General features: G+C 73.6%; 14 protein-coding genes. 12 read left to right on the forward strand and 2 right to left on the reverse strand.

Annotated features, from left to right (window positions below; translation table 11 throughout):
* Positions 1 to 63 precede the first annotated feature (63 nt).
* Positions 64 to 2,484: a heavy metal translocating P-type ATPase gene (locus MET9862_RS10910; protein ID WP_012752944.1), complete on the forward strand. Its 2,421-nt coding sequence runs from the start codon at positions 64 to 66 to the stop codon at positions 2,482 to 2,484.
* Positions 2,485 to 3,481: 997 nt separating this feature from the next.
* On the opposite strand, the gene MET9862_RS10915 is transcribed toward MET9862_RS10910, so the two are convergent.
* Positions 3,482 to 3,883, reverse strand: coding sequence for a MerR family transcriptional regulator (locus MET9862_RS10915; RefSeq protein WP_012752942.1), 402 nt, complete (start codon positions 3,881 to 3,883; stop codon positions 3,482 to 3,484).
* Between the two features lie 99 nt (positions 3,884 to 3,982).
* Between MET9862_RS10915 and MET9862_RS10920 the strand changes: the two genes are divergently transcribed.
* From MET9862_RS10920 to MET9862_RS10935, 4 genes are all read left to right on the forward strand, one after another.
* Entirely contained in the window at positions 3,983 to 6,181 is a 2,199-nt protein-coding gene (locus tag MET9862_RS10920; RefSeq protein WP_012752941.1) for a heavy metal translocating P-type ATPase, read from the forward strand.
* Complete coding sequence (gene lspA / locus MET9862_RS10925; protein ID WP_009864915.1) at positions 6,181 to 6,693, forward strand: signal peptidase II; 513 nt, start codon at positions 6,181 to 6,183, stop codon at positions 6,691 to 6,693. The genes MET9862_RS10920 and lspA overlap by 1 nt, the downstream gene beginning before the upstream one ends.
* An 88-nt stretch (positions 6,694 to 6,781) precedes the next feature.
* Positions 6,782 to 7,852 carry a L,D-transpeptidase family protein gene (locus MET9862_RS10930; protein WP_012752939.1) on the forward strand — a complete coding sequence of 357 codons (1,071 nt, stop codon included), beginning with the start codon at positions 6,782 to 6,784 and terminating at the stop codon, positions 7,850 to 7,852.
* Between the two features lie 36 nt (positions 7,853 to 7,888).
* Complete coding sequence (locus tag MET9862_RS10935) at positions 7,889 to 8,611, forward strand: cytochrome c biogenesis CcdA family protein (RefSeq protein ID WP_012752938.1); 723 nt, start codon at positions 7,889 to 7,891, stop codon at positions 8,609 to 8,611.
* 145 nt (positions 8,612 to 8,756) lie between these two features.
* Here MET9862_RS10935 and MET9862_RS10940 read toward each other — a convergent pair whose 3' ends face one another.
* A complete protein-coding gene (locus tag MET9862_RS10940) occupies positions 8,757 to 8,948 on the reverse strand; it encodes a hypothetical protein (RefSeq protein ID WP_009861980.1) in 192 nt (63 codons plus the stop codon).
* A 444-nt stretch (positions 8,949 to 9,392) separates the two neighbouring features.
* Between MET9862_RS10940 and dgt the strand changes: the two genes are divergently transcribed.
* The 7 genes from dgt to MET9862_RS10975 all read left to right on the forward strand — a co-directional run bounded on the left by dgt (position 9,393) and on the right by MET9862_RS10975 (position 24,069).
* The gene (dgt, locus tag MET9862_RS10945) at positions 9,393 to 10,838 is read left to right on the forward strand and encodes a dGTP triphosphohydrolase (protein WP_142583007.1); all 1,446 of its coding nucleotides are present in this window, start codon (positions 9,393 to 9,395) and stop codon (positions 10,836 to 10,838) included.
* Positions 10,831 to 11,631, forward strand: a complete 801-nt coding sequence (locus MET9862_RS30060; protein WP_244612669.1) for a hypothetical protein — start codon at positions 10,831 to 10,833, stop codon at positions 11,629 to 11,631. The genes dgt and MET9862_RS30060 overlap by 8 nt, the downstream gene beginning before the upstream one ends.
* Before the next feature lie 58 nt (positions 11,632 to 11,689).
* A complete protein-coding gene (locus tag MET9862_RS10955; protein WP_244612670.1) occupies positions 11,690 to 14,218 on the forward strand; it encodes a tellurite resistance TerB family protein in 2,529 nt (842 codons plus the stop codon).
* Between the two features lie 4 nt (positions 14,219 to 14,222).
* The gene (locus MET9862_RS10960; RefSeq protein ID WP_066925038.1) at positions 14,223 to 15,548 is read left to right on the forward strand and encodes an ATP-binding protein; all 1,326 of its coding nucleotides are present in this window, start codon (positions 14,223 to 14,225) and stop codon (positions 15,546 to 15,548) included.
* Positions 15,523 to 17,790, forward strand: coding sequence for a DEAD/DEAH box helicase (locus MET9862_RS10965; protein WP_012752933.1), 2,268 nt, complete (start codon positions 15,523 to 15,525; stop codon positions 17,788 to 17,790). The genes MET9862_RS10960 and MET9862_RS10965 overlap by 26 nt, the downstream gene beginning before the upstream one ends.
* Before the next feature lie 244 nt (positions 17,791 to 18,034).
* Positions 18,035 to 20,695: a PD-(D/E)XK nuclease family protein gene (locus MET9862_RS10970; protein ID WP_142583009.1), complete on the forward strand. Its 2,661-nt coding sequence runs from the start codon at positions 18,035 to 18,037 to the stop codon at positions 20,693 to 20,695.
* Positions 20,695 to 24,069, forward strand: coding sequence for a UvrD-helicase domain-containing protein (locus MET9862_RS10975; RefSeq protein ID WP_066918778.1), 3,375 nt, complete (start codon positions 20,695 to 20,697; stop codon positions 24,067 to 24,069). The genes MET9862_RS10970 and MET9862_RS10975 overlap by 1 nt, the downstream gene beginning before the upstream one ends.
* Positions 24,070 to 24,199 lie beyond the last annotated feature (130 nt).

Below are 24,199 nucleotides of genomic sequence, written 5' to 3' on the forward strand. Positions count from 1 at the left end.
CCGGCTGTCGTCGGGTCGCTTGCGGCCCGGCGGCGCCCGCTCGGCCATGCGGAAGGAGCGGTCATGAGCGACGCGCCACAGGGACACGATCCTGCCCCAGGAGGCCACGGCCATGCCGAGCACGGGCACGCACACGGCCACGACCACGGCCACCATGCCGGCGTCACGGAGAGCGAGGACGGCGCCTTCCGCGTGAAGGACCCGGTCTGCGGGATGATGGTCGACCCGCATGCGACGAAGCACCGGGCCGAGCACGACGGGCACCCCTACTACTTCTGCTCGAACGGCTGCCGGACCAAGTTCGAGGCCGACCCGGTCCGCTACGTCGACCCCGGCCGGGCCGCGAAGAAGGCCGACCCGGTGCCCGAGGGCACGATCTACACCTGCCCGATGCACCCCGAGATCCGGCAGCTCGGCCCAGGGGCGTGTCCGATCTGCGGCATGGCCTTGGAGCCGGTGCTGGTCGGCGCCGACAAGGGTCCGAGCGAGGAACTCGTCGACATGACCCGGCGGTTCTGGATCGGGCTCACGCTGACCCTGCCGGTGTTCGCGCTGGAGATGGGCGGCCACCTGACTGGCCTGCTCGACCTCCTCGGCCAGCAGAATTCGAACTGGGTCCAGTTCGTCCTCGCGACCCCGGTCGTGCTCTGGGGAGGCTGGCCGTTCTTCGTGCGCGCCTGGGCGTCGGTGCGCAGCCGCAACCTCAACATGTTCACCCTGATCGCGATGGGCACCGGGGTGGCCTGGGCCTACAGCGTCGTCGCCACCGTTGCGCCCGGACTCTTCCCGCAGGCGCTGCGCGGTCACGGCGGGGCGGTGCCGGCCTACTTCGAGGCGGCCGCGGTCATCACGGTGCTGGTGCTCCTCGGGCAGGTCCTGGAGCTCCGGGCCCGCGAGAGCACGGGCGGGGCGCTCCGCGCGCTGCTCGACCTCGCGCCGAAGACGGCCCGCCGCATCCGGCCCGACGGGACGGACGAGGAGGTGCAACTTGACGCCATCGGCGTTGGCGACCGCCTTCGCGTCCGCCCCGGCGAAAAGGTGCCGGTCGACGGTGCCGTCGTGGAGGGCCGCAGCTCCGTCGACGAGAGCCTCGTGACCGGGGAATCGATGCCCGTCACCAAGGAGGTCGGCACCTCCGTCATCGGCGGCAGCCTCAATCAGTCCGGCGCCCTCGTCATCGAGGCGACCAAGGTCGGGCGCGACACCATGCTGGCCCGCATCGTCCAGATGGTGGCCGAGGCCCAGCGCTCTCGCGCGCCTATCCAGCGTCTCGCCGACCAGGTCGCCGGCTGGTTCGTGCCGGCGGTCATCGGCGTGGCGGCGCTGGCCTTCATCGCCTGGATGGCGTTCGGGCCGGAGCCGCGCTTCACCTTCGCGCTGCTGGCGGCTGTCGCAGTGCTCATCATCGCCTGCCCCTGCGCGCTCGGCCTCGCCACGCCGATGTCGATCATGGTCGGCGTTGGCCGCGGCGCCGGGGCCGGGGTGCTCGTCAAGAACGCCGAGGCGCTGGAGCGCATGGAGAAGGTCACCACGCTGGTGGTCGACAAGACCGGCACGCTGACCGAGGGCAAGCCAGCGGTGACGCGGGTGGCGGCGGCGACCGGCTTCGACGAGGCCAGCGTGCTGCGCCTCTCGGCGAGCGTCGAGCGGGCGAGCGAGCACCCGCTCGCCCTCGCCATCGTGAAGGCGGCCGAGGAGCGCGGGATCGGCCTGGCTCCCGTGGCGGATTTTGACAGCCCGACCGGCAAGGGCGCGCTCGGCACCGTCGAGGGGCGCCGGGTGGCGCTCGGCAACGCCGCCTTCCTGCGCGAGCAGGGGGTGGAGGTGTCGACTTACGCGGCCGAGGCGGACGACCTGAGGCGAGATGGGGCGACCGCGATCTTCGCGGCCGTCGACGGGCGCGTGGCCGGCGTCATCGCGATCGCCGACCCTGTCAAGGTCACGACGCCCGAGGCGCTCGCCGCGCTCCGGGCCGAGGGCATCCGGGTCGTGATGCTGACCGGCGACAATCGGACGACCGCAGAGGCGGTGGCGCGCCGCCTCGGGATCGAGGAGGTCGAGGCGGAGGTGCTGCCCGACCAGAAGGCCGCCGTGGTCGAGCGGCACAAGGCGGCCGGCCAGGTCGTGGCGATGGCCGGCGACGGCGTCAACGACGCTCCCGCGCTCGCCGCCGCCGACGTCGGCATCGCCATGGGCACCGGCACCGACGTGGCCATCGAGAGCGCTGGGCTGACCCTGCTCAAGGGCGACCTCCTCGGCATCGTGCGGGCGCGGCGGCTGTCGAAGGCGGTGATGGGCAACATCCGCCAGAACCTGTTCTTCGCCTTCGTCTACAACGCGGCCGGCGTGCCGATGGCGGCGGGCGTCCTCTACCCGTTCCTCGGCATCCTGCTCTCGCCCGTCATCGCCGCCGCCGCCATGGCGCTGTCTTCGGTCAGCGTGATCGGCAACGCCCTGCGCCTGCGGGCGACCCGGCTCGGTTGAAGCGTCCCACCTCGGAGCCCCTTGTTCGCGCCCGTCGTCCACGACCTGATCCACCGGGTCACCGGCCTGGATCAGCCCCACGGCCCTGGGTGGATTGAGCTCGTCTCGGTCCTCGTTCTCGTCGTGGCGCCGGCCTGGACGGGAAGGCTGGCGCTCCGCCTCGGCTGGCGCTGGCTGCGCGGACGGCAGCGCCGTCGCGGCGCCGGAAGCCCGGAGCGGCGGAGCCTTGAGCGCGACGTCCCGCGGGCGACGCTGCGCTTCCAGCTGCGCCTCGTGCTGCTCTCGCTGCTGACGCTTCCGGCGGCGTGGCTTCGTCCAGGGCCGCCTCTCGCTCGACGCCCTGGTCGCGGCGCTGGCAGCCTTCAAGGAGATCGCGCCGGCCCTGCGCGAGCTGTTCGGCTTCGCGCAAGGCTGGTCCGACGCGAGAGCGCGGTTCGAGGAGATCACGAGGTCGCTGCAAGCACTTGAGTTGGCCGTGGGGCTGCGCGGCCTTGAGGTGAAGCTGGAAGCTCGCCACAGCGCGGCCGGACCCGCGTCGATCATCCACGCCATGTCGCGGCAGCTATCCGCTGTCGGGGTTCGCGGCGTCCTCCCGAAGTTCCGCAATTGAAGACCAGGCGCCGGTTCGTTCGTGCGCGCCTTCCATCGATGTTCGGCCGTTATATGGCATCCCGGACGCTCGCATTGCGTGCTCGCTCATACACTGCTCAGGCTTGAGTGAGTTGTCCGGACGATCGTTGTGTTCGGGTTCTCGATGCGCGCCGCGGTGGAACATTGCATCATCGTCGGCGAGGTGAGGTGATGAGACAAGGCGCGGCTGTGCTGGCAGCGGAGGATGCGGGCCCTCACCGTCGCGCCAGGGCCGCCGTCCGGGCGATGGCCACGGTCGCCCCCCCCTCCCCCCCGCCGTGGCGTGCTGCGGGTTCGCGGCCAAGGGCCGTTCGAGAGACGGGAGCTGATGCCCCTTGCGTCGCCTGCAGAGCCAGCCGCACGTCCCTCAGGCGGGGTCGACCATCGGCGAGAGGGCCTCGATGATGCGGCAGTCCGCGACCGACCCGCAGCCGCACTGGCCGATGACCTCGCGCAGTTCCGCGGCGAGCCGGGCCAGGTCGGCCAGCTTGCGCTCCACGTCGGCGAGGTGGGCGCGGGCGATGATGTCGACCTCGGTGCACGAGCGCTCCCGGTCGTCGGAGAGCGCCAACAAGTCCCGGATCTGCTCCACCGTGAACCCGAGGGTGCGGCTCCGCCGGATGAAGCTCAGCCGGCGCAGGTGCTCGGGCCCGTAGAGCCGGTAGTTCCCGCTCGACCGCGCCGGCGGGGGCAGCAACCCGACCTTCTCGTACCACCGCACCGTCTCGACGCGGGTCTGCGTTGCCTCCGCGAGCCTGCCGATGGTCATGGACGCGGTTTTGCTCACGGCTTGACCCTGCAGTGACTACAGGGTGCATGTAGGCACCCGTCCCGGTCCGGTCCAGGGCTCGGACGAACGGAGCGCAGCATGAACCAGGCCGCCCCCGCGGACACCCTGTCCCCGTCCGCCCCCGGCGCGCAGGCCCTGCGCTACAGGGTCAGGGGCATGGACTGCCCGACCTGCGCCGGGAAGATCGAGACCGCCGTCTCCCGGCTGCCGGGCGTCGCGGACGTGCGCGTGAACTACGGCAGCCAAATCCTCGACCTCGCGCTCGACGAGGCCGCGACGCCGAGGACCGACTTGGAGGGGCGCATCGAGCGCCTGGGCTACGGCGTCGCGCCGCTCCCCACGGCCGCGGACCTGGCCAGGGCGCAAGCCTCGGGCGGCGCCCCGCCCGCCGAGAGCGCGGAAGAGCCCGAGCCGCCGCTCTGGCGGAGCCGGAAGGCGCTGCTGGGCATCCTCATCGGCGCCCTGTTCGCCGCCGGCTTCCTCGTCGAGCGGATCGCGCCGGGCCTGGCGGGCGAGTACGCCTACTGGCCGGGCGCGCTCGTCGGGCTCGCCTATTACGGCCGCCGGGCGGTCCTGGCGGCGTTCGCCGGCACGCCCTTCTCCATCGAGATGCTGATGTCGGTCGCGACCGCGGGGGCGCTCGCCATCCACGCCGCCGAGGAGGCCGCCATCGTCGTGCTGCTCTTCACGGTCGGCGAGATGCTGGAGGTCGTGGCGGCGGGCCGGGCGCGCGCCGGGATCAAGGCGCTCGCCGCCCTGGTGCCGAAGACCGCCCGCCTCGTCGACGGGCCCGACGGCGCCATCCGCGAGGTGCCCGCGGCGTCGCTGGCCATCGGGCAGGTCGTCGTCGTGAGGCCGGGCGACCGCGTGCCCGCCGACGGCGTGATCACCGACGGCGCGTCGAGCCTCGACGAGTCCCCCATCACCGGCGAGTCGGTCCCGAAGCCCAAGGAGGTCGGCGACCCGGTCTTCGCGGGCAGCGTCAACGCCGACGGCGCGCTGCAGGTCCGGGTCACCAAGACGGCGGCCGACAACACGGTCGCCCGCATCCTGCACCTCGTCGAGGAGGCGCAGGCCTCGAAGTCGCCCACGGCGCGCTTCATCGACCGGTTCAGCGCGGTCTACACGCCCATCGCCTTCGCGTTCGCCGCCGCGGTCGCAATCGTGCCGCCGCTGCTGCTCGGCGCCGACTGGGGCACCTGGGTCTATCGGGGCCTGGCGCTCCTCCTGATCGCCTGCCCCTGCGCGCTGGTGCTCTCGACCCCGGCCGCCATCGCGTCCGGGCTGGCCGCCGGAGCGCGGCGCGGGCTGCTCGTGAAGGGGGGCGCCGCGCTGGAGGTCATCGGGCGGGTGCGCACGGTCGCGTTCGACAAGACCGGGACGCTGACGGCGGGGCGGCCGCGGGTCACCGACATCCTGGCCCTCGCCCCGGACGCGTCGGAGCGGTCGCTTCTCGGGTTGGCCGCCGCGGTCGAGAGCGGAAGCAGCCACCCCATCGCCCGGGCCATCCTCGACCGGGCGAACACGGACGGGGTGCCGCTGCGGCCGACGCGGGACGCCCGCGCCATCCCCGGCAGGGCGGTGCAGGCCACGGTGATGGGCCAGACGGTGCTCGTCGCCTCCCCGCGCCACGCCGCCGAGAGCGCGCGGCTCGGCCCCGAGGCGGACCGCGCCGTCGCGGAGCTGGAGGCCGGCGGCAAGACGGTGGTCATCGTCGTCCGCGGCGCCGAGGCCCTGGGCGCCATCGCGGTCCGGGACGAGCCCCGCGCCGACGCGGCCGCCGGCATCGCGGCCCTGCGGAAGCTCGGCGTGCACAGCGTGATGCTGACCGGCGACAACCGCCGCACGGGCGGGGCGGTCGCGTCCGAGCTCGGCCTCGACGTGAAGGCCGAGCTCCTGCCCCAGGACAAGCTCGCCGAGATCGCGGCCCTGAAGGAGAGGGGCCCGGTCGCCATGGTCGGCGACGGCATCAACGACGCCCCGGCCTTGGCCGCCGCCAGCGTCGGCATCGCGATGGGCGGCGGCACCGACGCGGCCCTGGAGACGGCGGACGCGGCGGTGCTGAACGACCGCGTCGGCGACGTGGCCGCGCTGGTCTCGCTGTCCCGGGCGACCCTGGGCAACATCCGCCAGAACGTCGCCATCGCGCTCGGCCTGAAGGCGGTGTTCCTGGTGACGACCATCGCCGGCATCACCGGCCTCTGGCCCGCCATCCTGGCCGACACCGGCGCGACCGTCCTGGTGACGGCCAACGCGCTGCGTCTTCTGAGGGCCTGATGAGCTCTTCGTCAGGCTGGGCCGGCCGCATGGCGACCGTGGCCGTGGTCATCCTCGCCTCCACGGCCATCGACCTCGGCGCGAAGGCGGTGGCCGAGGCGTGGCTGACCGAGGGCGTGCCCCGGGGCTTCGTGCCCTTCGTCGACCTGAGCCTGTCGTTCAACCGGGGCATCAGCTTCAGCCTGTTCGCGGCGCACGATCCGTCCTCCCTCGCGCTGCTCCTCGCCCTCCAGGGTACGCTCACCTGCCTCGTCATTGCCTGGGCGCTGGCTACGACGGGCACGCTCGAACGTCTCGGGCTCGCCGCGATCGCCGGCGGGGCGGCTGGAAACTTCCTCGACCGGCTCATCGACGGCGCCGTCACCGACTTCCTCGACCTGCACACCGGCGGCATTCGCTGGTTCACCTTCAACCTGGCCGACACCTGGATTTCCGCCGGCGTCGTCCTGCTGCTCCTCGAAGGCCTTTCCGCGCGACGGAGCCATCCCGGTGCCGGGGAACCAGTCCCATGAGGGGCCCGATTCCGCCGAACCACGGCCACGACAACCTGGCATCAACCCTTCGGGCCCAGGCTCGTGCGCCCACCCCAGCGAGGCCGACATGCTGAAGACGACGACGCTCGGTCTGGCCCTCCTCCTGGCGCTGTCCGCCTGCCAGGACGGCCAGTACGCGGCCTCGACGCGCCACCTCGCGCCGATCCCGCCCGCGACCCTGGCCCTGATGTCGACCAAGGGGGTCTCGGCGGCCGACCCGATCCTGATGCGGGCCTACAAGAAGGAATCCGAGATCGAGCTCTGGAAGCGCGGCGCGGACGGCAGGTACGCCCTCCTGAAGACCTATCCGATGTGCCGCTGGTCGGGCCAGCTCGGGCCCAAGACCCGGGAGGGGGACCGGCAGGCGCCGGAGGGCTTCTACGCGGTCACGCCCGCGTCCCTGAACCCGAATTCGAGCCTCTATCTCTCGTTCGACCTCGGGTACCCGAACGAGTACGACCGCTCCCTGGGACGCACGGGCGCGCACCTGATGGTGCACGGCTCCTGCTCGTCGCGGGGCTGCTTCGCGATGACGGACGAGGCGATCTCGGAGCTCTATGCCGTGGTGCGCGAGGCCTTCGCGGGCGGGCAGCGTGCCGTCCAGTTCCAATCCTATCCGTTCCGCATGACCCCGGAGAACCTGGCCCGGCATCGGCAGGATCCGAACGTCGCGTTCTGGAGGAACCTCAAGGAGGGGTCCGACCGCTTCGAGGTGACGTGGGCCGAGCCGGTCGTCGGCGCCGCGGGCGGTCGCTACGTGTTCGATGCCGGCGGCGACGAGGCCACGGCCGGCGCGGTCGCGCGGAAGCAGGCGGACGACGAGCGGCAGGTCGCCGCCCTCGTGGCGAGCGGGACGCCGGCCGTCCGGCTGGTGTACGAGGACGGTGGCCAGCACCGGGCTTTCCGCGAGACCATGATGGCGATGGGAAACGGGCTCGGCGAGGTGAGCCGCCCCGAGGCCCTGGCCGCAGGGCCGCGCGAGGTCGCGATGCCGGCCTCGGGCCCGGTTGCCCTTGCCGGACAGCGCGAGCCGGTCCGGGGTGCGGCGGCACGCAAGCCGCCGGGGCCCGGCGGGACCGAGGCGGAGCGCCAGCGCCCCCGCAAGACCTTCGCCGCGGCGGGGGACGGGCGGGAGTGACGAGCCTGCCTTCATCCCTGCGCCGGGCCTGAGACCATGGCCATCGACGCCTCAAGCGTGGGCTTCGTGGCGGCCTTCGCGGCCGGCGCCGTGTCGTTCCTGTCGCCCTGCGTGCTGCCCCTCGTCCCGGGCTACGTGTCCTACGTCGCGGGCCAGTCGGCTGCCGGCGGGCGCGACAGCCTGCGCACGCTCGGCCTGAGCCTCTGCTTCGTGCTCGGGTTCACGACCGTCTTCGTCGCGTTCGGCGCGGGGGCGAGCGCGCTCGGCTTCGCCCTGCTCGCCCATCGCGAGGCGCTGAACCTCGCCTCGGGCCTCCTCGTGATCCTGTTCGGCCTGTTCACGGCCGGTCTGCTGCGGCCCGCCTGGCTGCAGCGCGAGCTGCGCTGGCACGGCGATCCGCCGGGGCGAGGGCCGGTCGCCGCCTATCTCCTCGGAACGGCCTTCGCCTTCGGATGGACCCCCTGCATCGGTCCCGTCCTCGGCGCCATCCTGGCGGTCACGGCCTCCTCGGCCTCGGGCAAGGGCGTCGCCCTGCTCACCGTCTACTCGCTCGGCCTCGGCGTGCCGTTCGTGGCCGCGGCCCTGTTCCTGTCCGGCTTCGTCGCGCGCCTTCGGACCCTGCGCTGGTTCGGCCGTGCCCTTCAGGTGGTCGGCGGCGGCGTCATGGTGGCGATGGGTCTGCTGATGATCACCGACCGCATGACCGCCGTGGCCGCCCTCATCCTGGAGGCCTTCCCCGCGCTCGGGCGGATCGGTTGAGCCGGGCGAGCGCGCAGGCGCCCGCGCGGCGGCAGAGGCAGCCGCCGAGGCAGGGCGTCGTTCGCGCGGAGCGGGTCAGCTTCGTGGCCGCCGGCGCGGGATCCGGACCTCGCCGTCCCCAACCCGGGGACGGAACGACGGCGGGTCAGGAACGTAGGGAGGCGCGCCTCAAGCGAGCTTCGCGCGCGGCGCGGATCGGCGCGAGGCGGTCGCGCAGGGCCTCCATCCGAGCGATCTTCTCGCCGAAGGTCAGGGCGGCGAGCTCGCGGCGCCCTTCCGCTTTCCGAGCAAGGATGTCGGACCGGTCGGGATAGGCAGCGGTCGAAGCGTTCTTCATGACACCGTCGACCCTACGGCGCACCGATCCGCGACGCCAACCACCGGGCGGAAGGCCTGCCACTTCTCGACCGGCTTGATCCGTACCGACACGGGGGCCGGGCCGTTCAGCCAAGCTGACGCGTCGCCCTTCCCGCGATCCGGCGGGCATAGAGGAGGCCGCCGGCGCCCGCGTCAGGCGTACGGGACCGCTGCCGACGGCATCCGTGCGAGGCCGCATGCCTGCCCGGCCGCCCCTCAGCGCCGCCGCCATCGTTCCCGCAATGTTCCCTTTCCGGTCCGGGTGCCCTACCCTCTTGCGACGCGGGCCGGCACCATGCGGAAACGAATCCGTGGACAACGGCCGGAATCGGACGTGACGGGCGGGAGAGCCGGAACGTAGACCATGCGTCATGCGGTTGTGGGAGGCGGCGGAGCCGGCGTCGCCGCGGGGACAGGACCGAGGATGGGCGAGCAACTCGACTGGACGGCCCTTCTGAATTCCCGGCGTCGCAAGCCGAGGCCCGGCGGGAAGGCGCACGAACCGAGGCTGGGCGAGGATCGGACCCAGCACGAACGCGATCACGACCGCATCCTGTTCTCCACCCCGGTGCGGCGCCTCCAGGACAAGACGCAGGTCTTCCCGCTGGAGCGCAACGACAGCGTCCGCACGCGGCTGACCCACAGCCACGAGGTGGCGAACATGGCGCGGAGCATGGGGACCACCCTGGCCTTCGTCCACGGCGAGGCGCTCGGCTTCCCGGCGTCGGTCGAGCCCCTGCGCAACGTGCCGGCCCTGCTGGAGGCCATCGGGCTCGCCCACGACCTCGGCAACCCGCCTTTCGGGCACCAGGGCGAGACCGCGATCCAGACCTGGATGAAGCGTCACGCGACACCCCGTTCGGAGGAGCCGGGCTCCTTCGCGATCTTCGACGCGCCGGGCCTGACCGAGCCGATGCGCCGGGACTTCCTGGCGTTCGAGGGCAACGCGCAGGCGTTCCGCTTGCTGACCCGGCTGCAGATCCTGAACGACGATTTCGGGCTCAACATGACCTACGCCTTCCTGGCGGCCCTGATGAAGTACCCCGTGCCCTCGGACGCGGTCGACAAGTCGTCCCATGCCCGGAAGAAGTTCAACTTCTTCCAGTCCGAGGCCGGCATCGCCGCGGAGGTCTGGGCGGAGACCGGGCTGCGCCAGGGCGTGCGGCATCCGCTGACCTTCGTGATGGAGGCTTGCGACGACATCGCCTACTCGGTCGTGGACGTCGAGGACGCCGCCAAGAAGAACCTGATCAACTTCAACGTGCTGACGGCGTGGCTGCGCCACGATGCCTGCGACGACGAGGTCACCCTCGGGGTCTGCGAGCGGGCGGAGCGCTACCATGCCGACTTCCGCGACGAGGGACTCTCGCCCGGGGAACTCGACGACATCTCGATGCAGATGTTCCGCGTCGACGCCATCGGGACGATGGTCCGGGCGGCCGTCGGGGCCTTCGTCGCCAACCGGGACGCCATCATGGCCCGCGCGTTCGACAGGGAGTTGATGGCGGCCTCGGACGCCGTCGTGCTGTGGACCTCGCTCAAGCGCTTCGCGAAGTTCCACGTCTACCGCCACCGCAGCGTCCTTGAGGTCGAGCTCGCCGGCCACCGCACGCTCCACGAGCTCATGGACATGTTCTGGACGGCCGTGGTCGAGCGCAAGGACCCGGACGACCTGAGGTCGGATCGCGAGGCCCTGCCGGCCTACGTCTACTCCCGGATCTCGGAGAACTACCGGCGGGTCGCCGAGGCTCCGGGCAACCGGATGCCGATGCGCTACCGGGAGTTGCAACTCATCACCGACATGATCTCGGGCATGACCGATACCTTCGCGGTATCGCTGCGCGACGACCTGGGGCGGCACCATGGCTGACCCGGGCCGGCGCGCCCGGGACGGGGCCGAGCTGGGCCGGCGGATGCGGGCCTTCCTCGCGGACGAGGCCCGTGGCGGCGACGAGATCGCGGACCTGATCGGCCACCTGGGCCAGGCCGGCGAGGTCGCCATCTTCGGGGGCATGCCGCGCGACATCGCCTGGGGCGGGGCCGACGCGTTCGGGTCGGACGTGGACCTCGTCGTGGACACCGCGCCGGGGCGCCTGGCGGAGCTGCTGCGCGACGGCCGCGCCGTGCGCAACCGTTTCGGCGGGTACCGGATCGCCGGCCGCCGGCACTCCTACGACGTCTGGGCCCTCCCCTCCACCTGGGCGGTGCGCACCGGCCACGTCCGCGCGACGCGCCTGGCCGACCTCGTCCACACGACCTTCTTCGACCGGGACGCCGTGCTGTACCTGTGCGGCTGCCACCGGGTTCACCACGGCCCGCGGTTCGCGGCCTGGCTGGGTCACGGCACGGTCGACATCAACCTGGAGGAAGACCCGAACCCGCGCGGCACGGCGCTCCGGGCGCTGCGCATCCTCCTCGAACCCGGGCAGGCCGTCGGCCCGAGGCTGGCCGACTACCTGCGCCGGATGGCGACGGCGCCCGGCCACCATCTCGACGCGGATACCGTGTCGCGGCTCGCCGCGGCGGCGAACCTTGCCAGCGCGCCGTCCCGGCCTGTCGGACCCGTGGCGCAGCGCCGGTGCAGCCCTGCCGAGGGCCGGGCTCGGGCACGGGATTGGCGCGCCGACCCTGCTGGGCGCAGGGGTGGCCGTGGCGAGCGGTGAGGCGCGGTCCATGGCAGGGCGCGAACCGGGGGCCGGCCGAGCCCGGGAAGGCCTTCTGTTGCTCGGATCGGCCGTGGCGCTGGCGGCCGCCGCGATGCAGTTCGTCCAGGTGGGCTGGCCGGCCCTCGTCACGGGCGCGACGGTCCTCCTGGTCGGCTGGATGAGCCTCGGACGCCGTTCGGGCGACCGCGCGACGGGCGCGGGCGCGACCACGGAAGCCGCGAGCGCGCCGGTCGACCCCGCGCCGTCCACGATCCATGCTCCGCCTGACCCGCCTGACCTCGCCATCCCCGCGACCCCCCTGCCCGCCCCGCCCGAGGGACCGCGAGACACGTTCGGTCGACGGCCCCCCGAGGCGGTTGCCTCCGAGGCGCACGTCGAGCCTGCCTTCACGGTCACGCCCCTACCCGACGATCCCGCGCCCGTGCCGCAACCCTCGCCGGAGGGGCGCGGCAAGCGGGGCCGGTCGGCGCGCTGGGTCCCTCCCGGCGAACCGGTCGAGATCCAGGGCCTGACGGTGACGGGAGGGCTGATCTACGTCGGCGAGAAGCTCGGGTCGGATCCGTGGCGCAGGGAGAACTGCCTGATCGATCCCGCGCTTCCCGTGGCGAAGGCGGGGCGGGGCTCGGCGACCGGCCTGACCTACTGGTGCCGGTACGACGGGCTGAACCCGGCGGGCCGCCGCGCCTACCTGGACTGGCTGGCCGGGGGGCGCTCCGACCCCGCGGCCAGCATCGCGCTCGTCTTCCTGTACTTCTACGGTCTGGAATACCGGCTGTTCAAGGAAGGGGTCGCGGCCGACGCGCCCGTGCTGGTCGCGGAGGTCGAGCGCCTGCGCGCGATCTACGGGGCGAACAGCTCGTTCCAGGCCTATGCGCGGAGCTTCGTCGAGGCCGCCCGGCTGTTGGTGCCCGCGGCGGAGGAGCGGCGTCCCGAGCTGAACCTCGACCCGAATTTCTACAGCTACGAACTGCCGCTCGCCGTCAGGGTCCATCTCGGCCGGAAGCTGGCCGACGGCCAGCCCCTCGACGCGGACGACGCCCTCCTCTGGCTGGCGGGCCTGCCCGACCGCGGCTTCCGCACGCCGGTGACGCGATGCCCGGACGAGTTCGCGGCGCTCTGGCGCCTCCGGTTCCCGGCCAAATACCCGAAGGGACTCAAGGTCGGCGCGCCGAAGGCGCGGATCAAGGCGTCCTATCGAGCCGCCAGTTCGACGTTCCAGGTGGACCTCAAGGCGCCGGGGTCCCTGCCCGATATCGCTGCCGTCTCCGCCCCCGTGAGGAAGCTCCGCGAGCTCGTCGAGGCCTGCACCGACGAGCTCGATGCGTTCAGCCGCTTCGTCGGCAGGCGCCCGGACGCCCGCGGGAGCGTGCAGGCGGCCCTGCTCCTGCCGCCGGACCTGGCCTGCGCAGGCGACGCGTGGACGGCCGTCGGCGAGCGCTGCGAGGCCCTGTTCGCCGCCGGAGCGGCCATGCCGGCCACGTCCCTGCGCCGGCTGCTTGAGGTGATGGAGATCCCGCTGCCGGAGGAAGGCCGCGTGCCGCAGGCCGGCGTGACGCAGCTCTGCCAAGCGCTCGACCGGGTCGGCATCGGCATCGAACCGGACCGCCGCTACGGGCCGGAACCTCGCGCCGGCGCCTCGGCCTCGGACGCCGATGCGGCGGTCGTCCTGTTCAAGGGGGCCGCCGGGGCACCGGTCGACGCGACACGCCCCGAGTACCTGGCGCTGCGCGGCGTCATCGAGGCCGCATGCCTCGCCGCGGCGTCGGACGGCGCGGTGTCCCAGGGCGCCGCCGACGGGATGCTCGCCGCGATCCGGGGCACCGATACCCTCAGCCTTGCCGAGAAATCCCGCCTGACCGCCTACGCCCTGTCGATCCACCGCAACCCGCCGAAGCCGCAGGGGATCCTGAGGCGGTTGGCGGGCCGCCCCCTGTCCGAGCGCCAGGCCTGCGCGCGGGCGGCGCTCGCGGCCGTCATGGCCGGCGGTCAAGCCAAACCCGCGGAGGTGCGGTTCCTCGAACGGTTGCACGCGTTCCTCGCGCTGCCGGCCGACGGGATCTACGCCGCCCTGCATCGCGGGCCGCTCGGGTCGGCCGCGTCGGCGGAGCCGCGGGGCGCCGACGGGAGCCAACCGCGCGGGGACGTCGGCGACCGCGCTTCCGGGCGCGTCGTCATCGACGCATCGCGGCTGGAGCGCGTTCGCCGCGAGACGCAGGCGGTCGCAAGCCTGCTCTCGGACATCTTCGTCGAGGACTCGGCGCCCGGGTCAGGTGCGGGCCCGGTTTCGCCGCCGGGTGGCGTCGCCCCGGAAGCGCCCGCGCCGGCACCGGCGGACACGGGCCCGGCCGGGCTCGATCCGGCCCATGCCGGCCTGCTCGCCGCGGTCGCCGCATCCCCGGACCCGATGCCGCGCGAGGCGTTCGACCGGGTGGCCCGCGCGAACGGCCTGTTTCCCGACGGGGCGCTTGAGACCATCAACGAATGGGGCTTCGAGCGCTTCGACGAGGCCTTGATCGAGCACGACGACCCGGTCACCATCGCGGCCCACCTTCGCCTCCACCTGCTCCCCAGCACCACCGCCTAGCCCCATGCAGCCAGCCCCGACCATCCGCCCGCGGGACCGTGACGCGATCCTGCAGGCCCTCTCGGCCGGCGTCGTGCCGCGCACGGGCCTGCGCCACGTCCAGGTCGGGCGCGCCGCCGAGATCGCCGCCCTGGTGCGCGACATCGACCGCGTCGCCGACGAGGGGTCCTCGATCCGGTTCGTGATCGGCGAGTACGGGGCCGGGAAGACCTTCTTCCTCAACCTGGTCCGGCTCGTCGCCCTCGAACGCAAGCTCGTCACCGTGCACGCGGACCTCGCGCCGGACCGCCGCTTGCACGCCAGCGCGGGGCAGGCGCGGGCCCTCTACGCCGAGGCCCTGCGCAACATGGCGACCCGCACCAAGCCGGACGGGGGCGCCCTGGGCAGCGTCGTCGAGCGCTTCGTCACGGACGCGGTCAAGGAGGCGCAACAGGCCGGCCTGCCCGTCGAGCGGGTCATCGACCGCAGGCTCGCGCCGCTCCAGGACGAGGTCGGGGGCTACGACTACGCGGTCGTCCTGAAGGCGTACTGGCGCGGGAGCGAGGACGGGAACGAGGCGCTGAAGGCGGCGGCCCTGCGCTGGCTCCGCGGCGAGTTCTCGACGCGGACCGAGGCCCGGCAGGCGCTGGGCGTGCGGACCATCGTCGACGACGACAACGTCTACGACGCGCTCAAGCTGCTCGCCGCCTTCGTCCGGCTCGCGGGCTACGGCGGCCTGTTCGTCGTCTTCGACGAGCTGGTCAACCTGTACAAGCTCCAGAGCGCGCAGGCGCGCAACCAGAACTTCGAGCAGGTCCTGCGCATCCTCAACGACGTGCTGCAGGGGAACGTGCGCGGGCTCGGCCTGGCCCTGGGCGGCACGCCGGAATTCCTGCTCGACACCCGCCGCGGGCTGTACAGCTACCAGGCGCTCCAGAGCCGGCTGGCGGAGAATGCCTTCGCGAAGGGCGGCCTGGTCGACCTGTCGGGCCCGGTGATCCGGCTGCAGAACCTGACCCCGGAGGACATGCTGATCCTGCTGTCGAACATCCGGGCGGTGTTCGCCGGCGGAGACCCCGCCAGGCACCTCGTGCCGGACGAGGCGCTCGGCGCCTTCATGGGTCACTGCAACGACCGGATCGGCGAGGCCTACTTCCGGACGCCGCGCAACACGATCCGCGCCTTCGTCCAATTGCTTGCCGTCATCGAGCAGAACCCCGGCACGGGCTGGAAGGAGCTGCTCGGGCACGTCGAGGTCCGCAGCGACGACCAGGCCGATGACGCCGGGGCGGACGCCGACGTCCCCTCCAGCCCGGCGCCCGGCGATGAGCTCGTCAGCTTCCGCCTCTGAGCGGCGCCTCCGCGACGGGGCCTTCGACCGCCTCGCCCCGGAGGTCCGCTCCTGGATCCGGGAGCAGGGTTGGACGGGGCTGCGTGACATCCAGGCGCGCGCGATCGACGCCGTCCTCGACGGCGGTGACGACGTGCTGGTCGCCGCGGCGACGGCGGCCGGCAAGACCGAGGCGGCCTTCCTGCCCATCCTGACCCGGATCGCCGGCCGGGCCGAACCCGGCCTGGCGGTGCTCTACGTGAGCCCCCTGAAGGCGCTCATCAACGACCAGTTCCAGCGGCTCGACCAGCTCTGCGAGCGGATGGAGATCCCGCTTGTCCGCTGGCACGGGGATGCGCCGCAATCGGCCAAGGCGCGGATGCTGGCCAAGCCGGCCGGCATCGCCCTGATCACCCCGGAATCCGTCGAGGCCCTGCTGATCCGGCGTCCCGCCGATGCCAGTCGATTGCTGGCGGCGTTGGATTTCGTGGTCGTCGACGAAGTGCATGCCCTCCTGTCGGGCCCACGGGGGCTCCACCTGGCGTCGCTGCTGAGACGTGTCGAGGCCCTCGGCGCGCCGGGCAGGACGCGACGGGTCGGCCTGTCGGCCACCATCGGCGACGCCGAGGCTGCGGCGGCCTGGCTTCGCCCGACCGCGCCGGAGCGCGTCCGCCTGCTCCAGGACGGCGGGGCCGGCCTGGACCTCCAGCTTCGGATCCTCGGCTACCTGGAGCCGCTCGACGCCGACGGCACCGACGGGGCCGAGGCGGAGGGCGCGGCCGGCGCAGGGCCGGTGCCGGCACTCGACGCGATCACGGACCACCTGTTCGCCTCGCTGAGGGGCAGCAACAACCTGGTCTTCGGCGGCTCCAGGCGGCTGGTGGAGGCCCTCTCCGACAGGCTGCGGCGCCGGGCCGAACGGGGCGAGGTCCCCAACGAGTTCTTCCCGCACCACGGCAACCTCTCCAAGGAGTTGCGCGAGGAGCTCGAAAGCCGCCTCAAGGACGCGTCCCTGCCGACCACCGCGGTCTGCACCTCCACCCTGGAACTGGGCATCGACATCGGCTCGGTGCGGTCCGTCGCCCAGGTCGGCGCGCCCCGCTCGCTGGCGTCGCTGCGGCAGCGCCTGGGCCGGACGGGGCGGCGGCCGGGCGTGCCCGCCATCCTCCGGATCTACGTCCGCGAGCAGGAGCTCGACACGCGCTCCTCGGTCCTCGACGAGCTTCGCCAGGACGCGGTGCGCGCGGTCGCGGCCATCCGCCTGCTCGCCGCCCGCTTCGTGGAGCCGCCGCTGGCCAGCGACGCCGCGCTCGCGACCGCCCTGCTGCACCAGGTCCTGTCCGTGATCGCGCAGCGCGGCGGCGCCCGGGCCGACGCGCTCCATCGGCTTCTCTGCGGTCCCGGGGTGTTCGCCTCGGTGACGCCGGGCGACTTCGCGGAGCTGCTGCGCGGCGCGGCCCGGACGGGGGTGGGCCTCATCGAGCAGGCGCCGGACGGCACGCTGCTCCTGGGCGAGCGCGGCGAGCGCCTCGTCCACGCGCGCGAGTTCTACGCCCTGTTCGACAGCGGGGCGGAGTGGCGCCTGGTCGCCGGGACCCGGGCGCTCGGCACGATCCCGCTCACCAACGCGGTCGCCCAGGGCACCCTGGTCGTCTTCGCCGGGCGCCGCTGGCTGGTCGAGGAGGTGGACGAGCGGGCCCACGTCCTGCAGGTCTCCGCGCACCGGGGCGGGGTGATCCCGAAGTTCGAGCGGCTGTTCGCCGAGCCCACGCACGACCGCCTCCTCGCGGAGATGCGCGGCGTCTTCGAGGCCGACGACGTGCCGGCCTACCTCGACGCGCGGGCCCGCACCTTCCTCGCGGAGGGGCGGTCGGCCTACCGCCGCCTCGGTCTGGGACGCTCCCGGATGGTGCACACCGGGCGCGACCTTCACCTCTTCGCGTGGCGCGGCAGCGCGACGTGCGACGTCCTGGCGGTCATCCTGTCGATGCTCGGGTTGCCGGCGGAGCCGCACGACCTTGGCGTCACGCTCCCCGGGGTGAGCCCGGACGACGCCCGAGCGGTCCTGCGCAGGGTTGCGAGCATGGTGCCGGGCGATTTCGCGGCCGTCGCGGAGTTCGTCGGGACCATCCAGACCGCGAAGTACGACGAGCATGTTCCGGAGACGCTGCTGCGGCGCTTCTGGGCCCGGCGAAACGAGGGCGTCCTGGCGCGGATGCCGGGCTTGGCCGCCGAGATGCTCGACGGCGTGCCCGAAGCCTGACGCCCGGTGACGGGCGCGGCCGAGCGGGCCCAGGGGAAGCTGGCGACCCCGAGCGGGCCGCGCTGGGCACGGGCGCGCCGGGAAGAGCGCGCAAGCTCGCGCCCGGGCGCGGAGCCAAAGCCTCGGCCATCGTCAGGTTCGAGCAGGTTGTGCACGGCTGGGCCGGAGCGACTCGTACGAGCTTGACCGTTTCTTCAGCCTCGCCGGAGATGGGTGACGGTCGACGGTCGGGGAAATGATTCGCATGATGGCGCGCCGGACGGTGGTGATCCAAGGCCGCCTCGCCATGTCGGACGGCCGGCTGGCCGCCGCGCGCCGGTCCGACCATGGCGTCCAGCTCATGCCCGTGGAGCGCATGGTGGCGCGCCTCGCCGGGGGCTTCGCGCGACCGGTCGACGACGAGACGCTCAAGAGCCTTCTGCCGGCCGCCCTCGCCGAAACGGACCTCGGCGAGCTCGATCCCATCAAGACGCTGCCGGGCATGGTCGACGCCGCCGCCGAGACCGTGCGGAAGGCGTGGCTGGCCGCCTTCGACCTGGCGCGGTCGGCCGACCCGGCCGACCGGACCGCCTCGGTCCGGCGCCTGGAGGAGGCCGTCCTCGCCCGCCTGCCGGCCGGGATGATGCGGCCCGTCGACCTCGCCGAGGCCGCGCGGGCGCGTCTCGCCCACGCGCCGCGGGTGCTCGGGCCCGTCGAGATCGTCGGGCTCCCGGACGTGCCGCCGTGCTGGCGCGGCCTCGTCGCATCCCTGGTCGCGCACGTTCCCGTGACCTGGGTGGCGGGGCCGCGCTCCGTCCCGGATTGGGTGGAGGCGGCCGGCATCCGCGTCGTCACGTGCGCGCCGGAACGGCCGGCGGTCGCGGTCTGCAGCGCGGCGACCCCGAGGCACGAGGTCCTGGGGGCGCTGCGCTGGGCCCGCGAGCTGATGGCGTCCGGGCAGGCCGCGCCCGCGGACATCGCGGTCGCGGCCTGCCGCACCGAGGAGTACGACGACGTCGTGCTCGCGCTCCGGGCGGAGGCGAACCTCGACGTGCGCTTCGTCCACGGGGTGCCCGCCGCCAGCGTCCGCGAGGGGCAGGCCGCGGCCGCCCTCGCCGACGTCCTGGTCAGGGGGATCTCGCAGGACGGCGTCCGCCGCTTGGCGGCCCTCCTGCGCGACGGCCCCGGTCCCTTCGCCGCGTTGCCCGAGCGATGGACCCGCGTCCTTCCGCGCGAGGCGCCGCTGACCGACCCGACGGCCTGGGAACGGCTGCTGAACAGCCTCCGGGCAGAGGATTTCCCGGACGGGCAGGACCACGTCCCGGCGCTGCGGGACGTCGTGGGCGTGCTCGTGCAGGGCGTGTCGGTCGCGGCGGAGGCGGGAGAGCGCTTCCTGCACGGCCTGGCGCTCCGGATCTGGCGCAAGGCCTTGATCGAGGGGGCGCCGGCCGTCGTCGACCTGACGCTGGGACGCCTGCGCATCGACGACGGGGCGGACGCCTGCGCCTCGGTCGTCTGGGCCCCCGCCTCGGCGCTGGCCGCCGCCCCGCGGCGCTTCGTGCGCCTGCTCGGGCTGAGCTCGCGCGGCTGGCCGCAGGTCAGCGCGGAAGATCGGCTGCTGTCGGACCATCTCGTGCCGTCCCGTCTTCTCGACCCCTTCCCCAGGCCGCTGGCCGACAGGAGCGACTTCCGCGCGATTCTGGCCACCAGCGCCGGGGCCGTCGTGCTGTCCCGGCCGCGGCGCGGCCCCGACGGGCGCCTGCTCGGGAGGAGCCCGCTGCTGCGCGAGTTCGGCGCGGCCGAGACCTACCTGGGGCGCAACCGCGTCCCGGCCCACGCCGTGGGCGAGGTCGACCGACTCATGGCCCGGCCGGCGGAGTTCCGCGCGACGGCCCCGGCCATCTGCGCGGCGGGCTGCTGGCGGGCCTGGGGCCGGGCGGAGCTGACCGCGCACGACGGGCGCGTCCGGCCGGACCACCCGGTCGTGCTCGCGATCCTGGATCGCACCCATTCCGCCCGGTCGCTGCGCAAGCTCCTGCGCGACCCGCTGGGCTTCGTCTGGACCTACGGGCTCGGCCTGGAGACGGCCGACGCGGCCGCGGAGCCGCTCACGCTCGGTCATCAGGCCTTCGGCAACCTCCTGCACGAGGTGCTCGAACGCGCGGTGGTCGCCCTGGAGGCGGATGGCGGCTTCGCCCCGTCGACGGACGGGGGCAAGCGCCGGGCGCTGGCCGCGGTCCTCGCCACCGTCGCCGAGGTCTGGGAGCGCGAGCGCCCGATCCCGCCGCGGCTGATCTGGCGGCGGACCCTGGACGAGACGGCCGCGCTCGCCCTGGCCGCGCTCACCCACCCCGACCAGCCTCTCCTCGGGCAGGGAAGCTGGGTCGAGGTCCCGTTCGGCGGGCAGCCGCCGAAGCGCGACCACCACCCCCTCCCCTGGGACAGCGACGCCACGGTCACGATACTTGGCACCGGTTTCCGGATCTCCGGCTACATCGACCGGCTCGACCTGTCGCACGACCGCGGCAGCGCGCGGGTGCGCGACTACAAGACCGGCAAGCCCCGCGAGGCGGGGACGGTCCTCGACGGCGGCCGCGAACTGCAGCGGTGCCTGTACGGCTACGCCACCCGCGTGCTCCTCGGCGCGGACGTGTCGATCGATGCCTCGCTGCACTTCCCGCGGGAATCCCTGTGCCTCCGGCTCGAACGGCCGGACGAGGCCCTCGACGAGCTGGCCACGTATCTCGTCGCGGCCGGCGCGAGCCTGCGGGCCGGCAACGCCTTCGCCGGCCCCGATGCCCGGGATGCCTGGAACGACCTGGCCTTCGCGCTGCCGGCGAACGCCGACAAGACCTACTGCCCGCGCAAGCACGACCTGGTGACGACGGCGCTCGGCGAGGCCGCCCGCGTCTGGGAGGCCGCCTGATGACCGCCCACGACCGGGGCCTCGCCGACGCGGCCCAGCGCGCGCTCGCCATGACCGCCCACGACAGGTCGCTGCTCGTGGAGGCCGGGGCCGGATCCGGGAAGACGGCGCTGATGGCCGGCCGCATCGCCATGATGCTGGCCGCGGGCGTCGCCCCCGGATCCATCGCGGCGGTCACCTTCACGGAACTCGCCGCCAGCGAGCTGCTGGAGCGCGTCGGCGAGGTCGTCGGCCGGCTGGTCGAGGGGCAGGTCCCGGAGGAGCTGCGGGTCGTCCTCCCGAACGGGTTGTCTCCGGATCAGCGAGCCCGGCTGGTCGAGGCCGGCGAGCATCTCGACGCGCTGGCCTGCACCACCATCCACGGGTTCTGCCAGCGCCTGGTCAAGCCCTACCCGGTCGAGGCCGACATCGACCCGGGCGCCCGGGTCGCCGACGAGGCGGAGGCGGACGGCATCTTCCAGGATCTGCGCGACGGCTGGCTCCGCGAGTGCCTCTCCGGCGGCGGCGGCCTTGTCGCGGAGATGGTGCTGGCCGACCCGGACGCGGCCCTGGCGGCCATCGACCGCGTGGCCGGCTGCCTGCGCGAGGGGCGCGCGGTGGGCACCGCGCCGGCGGAACCCCTTCCCGACCTGGTGCGGGCCTTCGGCGCCAGCGTGCAGGCCTTCGCGGACTTCCAGCGGAGCTGCGGGGTTTCCGAGGGTGAGACCGCCGCGAACGTGCGGGCGTTCCAGGCGATGGCCGCGCGGCTGCCGGACACCGGCGTCGCCGACGCCGACCTCGTCGCCATCCTGACGGCGGCGGCGGAGGCGAGCCTGTGCAAGGCGGACGGCGACTTCGCGAAGTACCGCGGGGGCAAAGGCAAGTGGGCCGGCGCCGCCAAGCTGGTCGGCCTTCCGAAGACGGAGGCCGACCGGCTCCAGGCGTCGGCCGAGCGCCTGCACGTCGCGTGCTGCGAGGCTTGGCGCCGGCTGAAGGCCAACGCCGCGAGCGAACTCCTGGCCAGGCTCGTCGGAACGGTGCGGACCGTTCTCGACCGGTACCAGGCCCGAAAGCGCGACGGCGCCCTGCTCGATTTCGACGACCTGATCGCCGCGGCCGCCACGCTGCTCCGCGCGCACGAGACCGTGCGGCAGGCGCTGGGGCGCCGCTACCGCCACGTCCTGGTCGACGAGTTCCAGGACACGGACCCGATTCAGACGGAGATCCTCTGGCGGCTGTGCGGCGAGCTGCCCGACGGCGCGGCCGACGCGTGGACGGAACGCGTGCTGCGGCCGGGCGCGCTGTTCCTGGTCGGCGATCCGAAGCAGGCGATCTACCGCTTCCGCGGGGCGGACGTGTCGACCTACGTCCGGGCGCGCGACCGCATCCTCGCGCGCTCGCCCGACGACGTCCTCGCGATCTCGACGAACTTCCGGTCCTGCCGCTCGATCCTCGCCTACGTGGACGAACGCTTCGGCGACATCCTGAACGGGGTCGGGCAACCCGGGTTCGCGGCGCTCGACGCCTTCCATCCCGACCACGACCGCGGACCCTGCATCGCGGCGCTCGACGTGCCGGCCGGTGCCGACGGGGCGAAGCGGACCGCGGAGGCGCTGCGCGACGCCGAGGCGGAAGCGGTCGCGGACCTTTGCGCGCGCCTGATCGGGCACCAGCTCGTGACCTGCAAGCGCGCGGGCACCCGCACGCTCCGGGCCGGCGACATCGCGCTGCTGGCACCGAGCGGGAGCGACCTCTGGCGGTACGAGGAGGCGCTTGAGGCCAGGGGCATCCCCGTCTCGACCCAGGCCGGCAAGGGCTTCTTCCGGCGGCAGGAGGTGCATGACCTGATCGCGCTGACGCGGGTGCTCGCCGACCCGCGCGACACGCTCGCGCTCGGGGCCCTGCTGCGGGGGCCGGCCGTCGGCCTGACCGACGAGGAGTTGCTCGACCTCGTCGACGGACTGCCGCGCGACCCGGAGCGCCCGGAGAGCGTCCCCAGGCTGCGCCTGCACGTCGATGTCGCGCACGTGAACCATCCGGTGGCCCGGCCGGTGCTGGAACGGTTGCAGGCCCTGGCGAAGCGGGCGCTCGGCACGACACCGCACGACATCCTCAGCCAAGCCGTCGACGCGCTCATGCTGCGCCCGGTGGTGCAGCAGCGTCACGACGGCCACGCCGAGAGGGCGCTGGCCAACATCGACCTGTTCCTGGAAATGTCGCGCCCGTTCGCCGTGCGCGGCCTGCGGGCCTTCGCGGGGGCGATGAGGGCGGCCTGGGAGGGCCGGACGCGCACGGTCGAGGGCCGGCCGGACGCGCAGGAGGCCGCGGTCTCCTTGCTCACCATGCACGCGTCCAAGGGGCTCGAATGGCCCGTCGTGATCCCGATCAACACCACCACCCGGACCAAGGCCGTCTCCGGAGCCCTGGTCGACCGCGCCTCGAACTGTCTCTACTGCCCGGTCTTCGGGGTGCGCCCGGCCGGTTACGACGAGGCGCTGGAGGCCGAGAAGCGCGAGGTCGGGAACGAGCGGGTCCGCCTCTGGTACGTGGCGGCGACGCGGGCCCGCGAGACGCTGGTGCTCACGCGGTTCGCCGAGCCGGGCGCCAGCACGTCCTGGTCGGCGGTGGTCGACCTCGGGCTGGCGGATTTGCCGTCCATCGACGTGGAGCGGCTGCCGGTCGGGACGCCGGCCGTCGCGCCGGAATTCGCGAACGGTCAGACACGGGAAATCTTCGCCGCCGAGGCCGCCGCCGTCGCCCGGCAGCGCCGCTTGCGCTGGATCGTCCCCAGCCGCGGCGATGCGGCGGGTCCCGAGACGTCCGGCGCCCCCGGCCTGGTCGAGGGCGGTACCGACGGCGGGCGCGGACCCGGGGGACGGCCGACAGGCAGCCGGGAGCGCGGCATCCTCATCCACAAGCTGCTGGAGGAGATCCTCACGGGCGAGGCGAGCGAAGGCGACGATCTCGGACGGCGCGCCGGGCTCCTCGCCCGGCAGCTCGGTCTCGGAACCGGCGACGCTGCCGGGGCCGAGGTCGACCTGGCCGAGGTCGCGGCCAGCGTGACCCGGGCGCTCGGCCTTCCCGAGATCGCCGGGATCCGCGAGCGCCTCCAGGCCGAGTTGCCCGTGTTCGGGTTCGAGAGCCTCGCCGACGAGGACCAGGCGACGGCGGGCGTGGTGGACGCGATTGCCTGCGACGCGGTCGGCAAGCCGGACATCGTGGTGGACTGGAAAAGCGACGTGGATCCTGCGGAGGCGGTCCTCGCCGACTACCGGCGTCAGGTGGCCCGATACCTTCTCGCGACGGGCGCGCGCCTCGGCCTGATCGTCTTCGTGACGAGCGGCCGGGTCGTCCCGGTGACCCGCGCCGCGATGGCCGACGTCGGGGCTGGATGAGCGACGAGGAAGAGCGGCCGGGCTTCCGCAGGCCGCTGCGCGGGCATCACCCGGCCTGTTCGGAAGGCCGCCATGTTCCCGGAACGGAGGGTCCGGTGCCGATGCCTGGGGAGAAGCCTTGCCTCGACGT

The organism is Methylobacterium symbioticum, from assembly GCF_902141845.1.
GTDB classification, from domain to species: Bacteria; Pseudomonadota; Alphaproteobacteria; order Rhizobiales; family Beijerinckiaceae; genus Methylobacterium; species Methylobacterium symbioticum.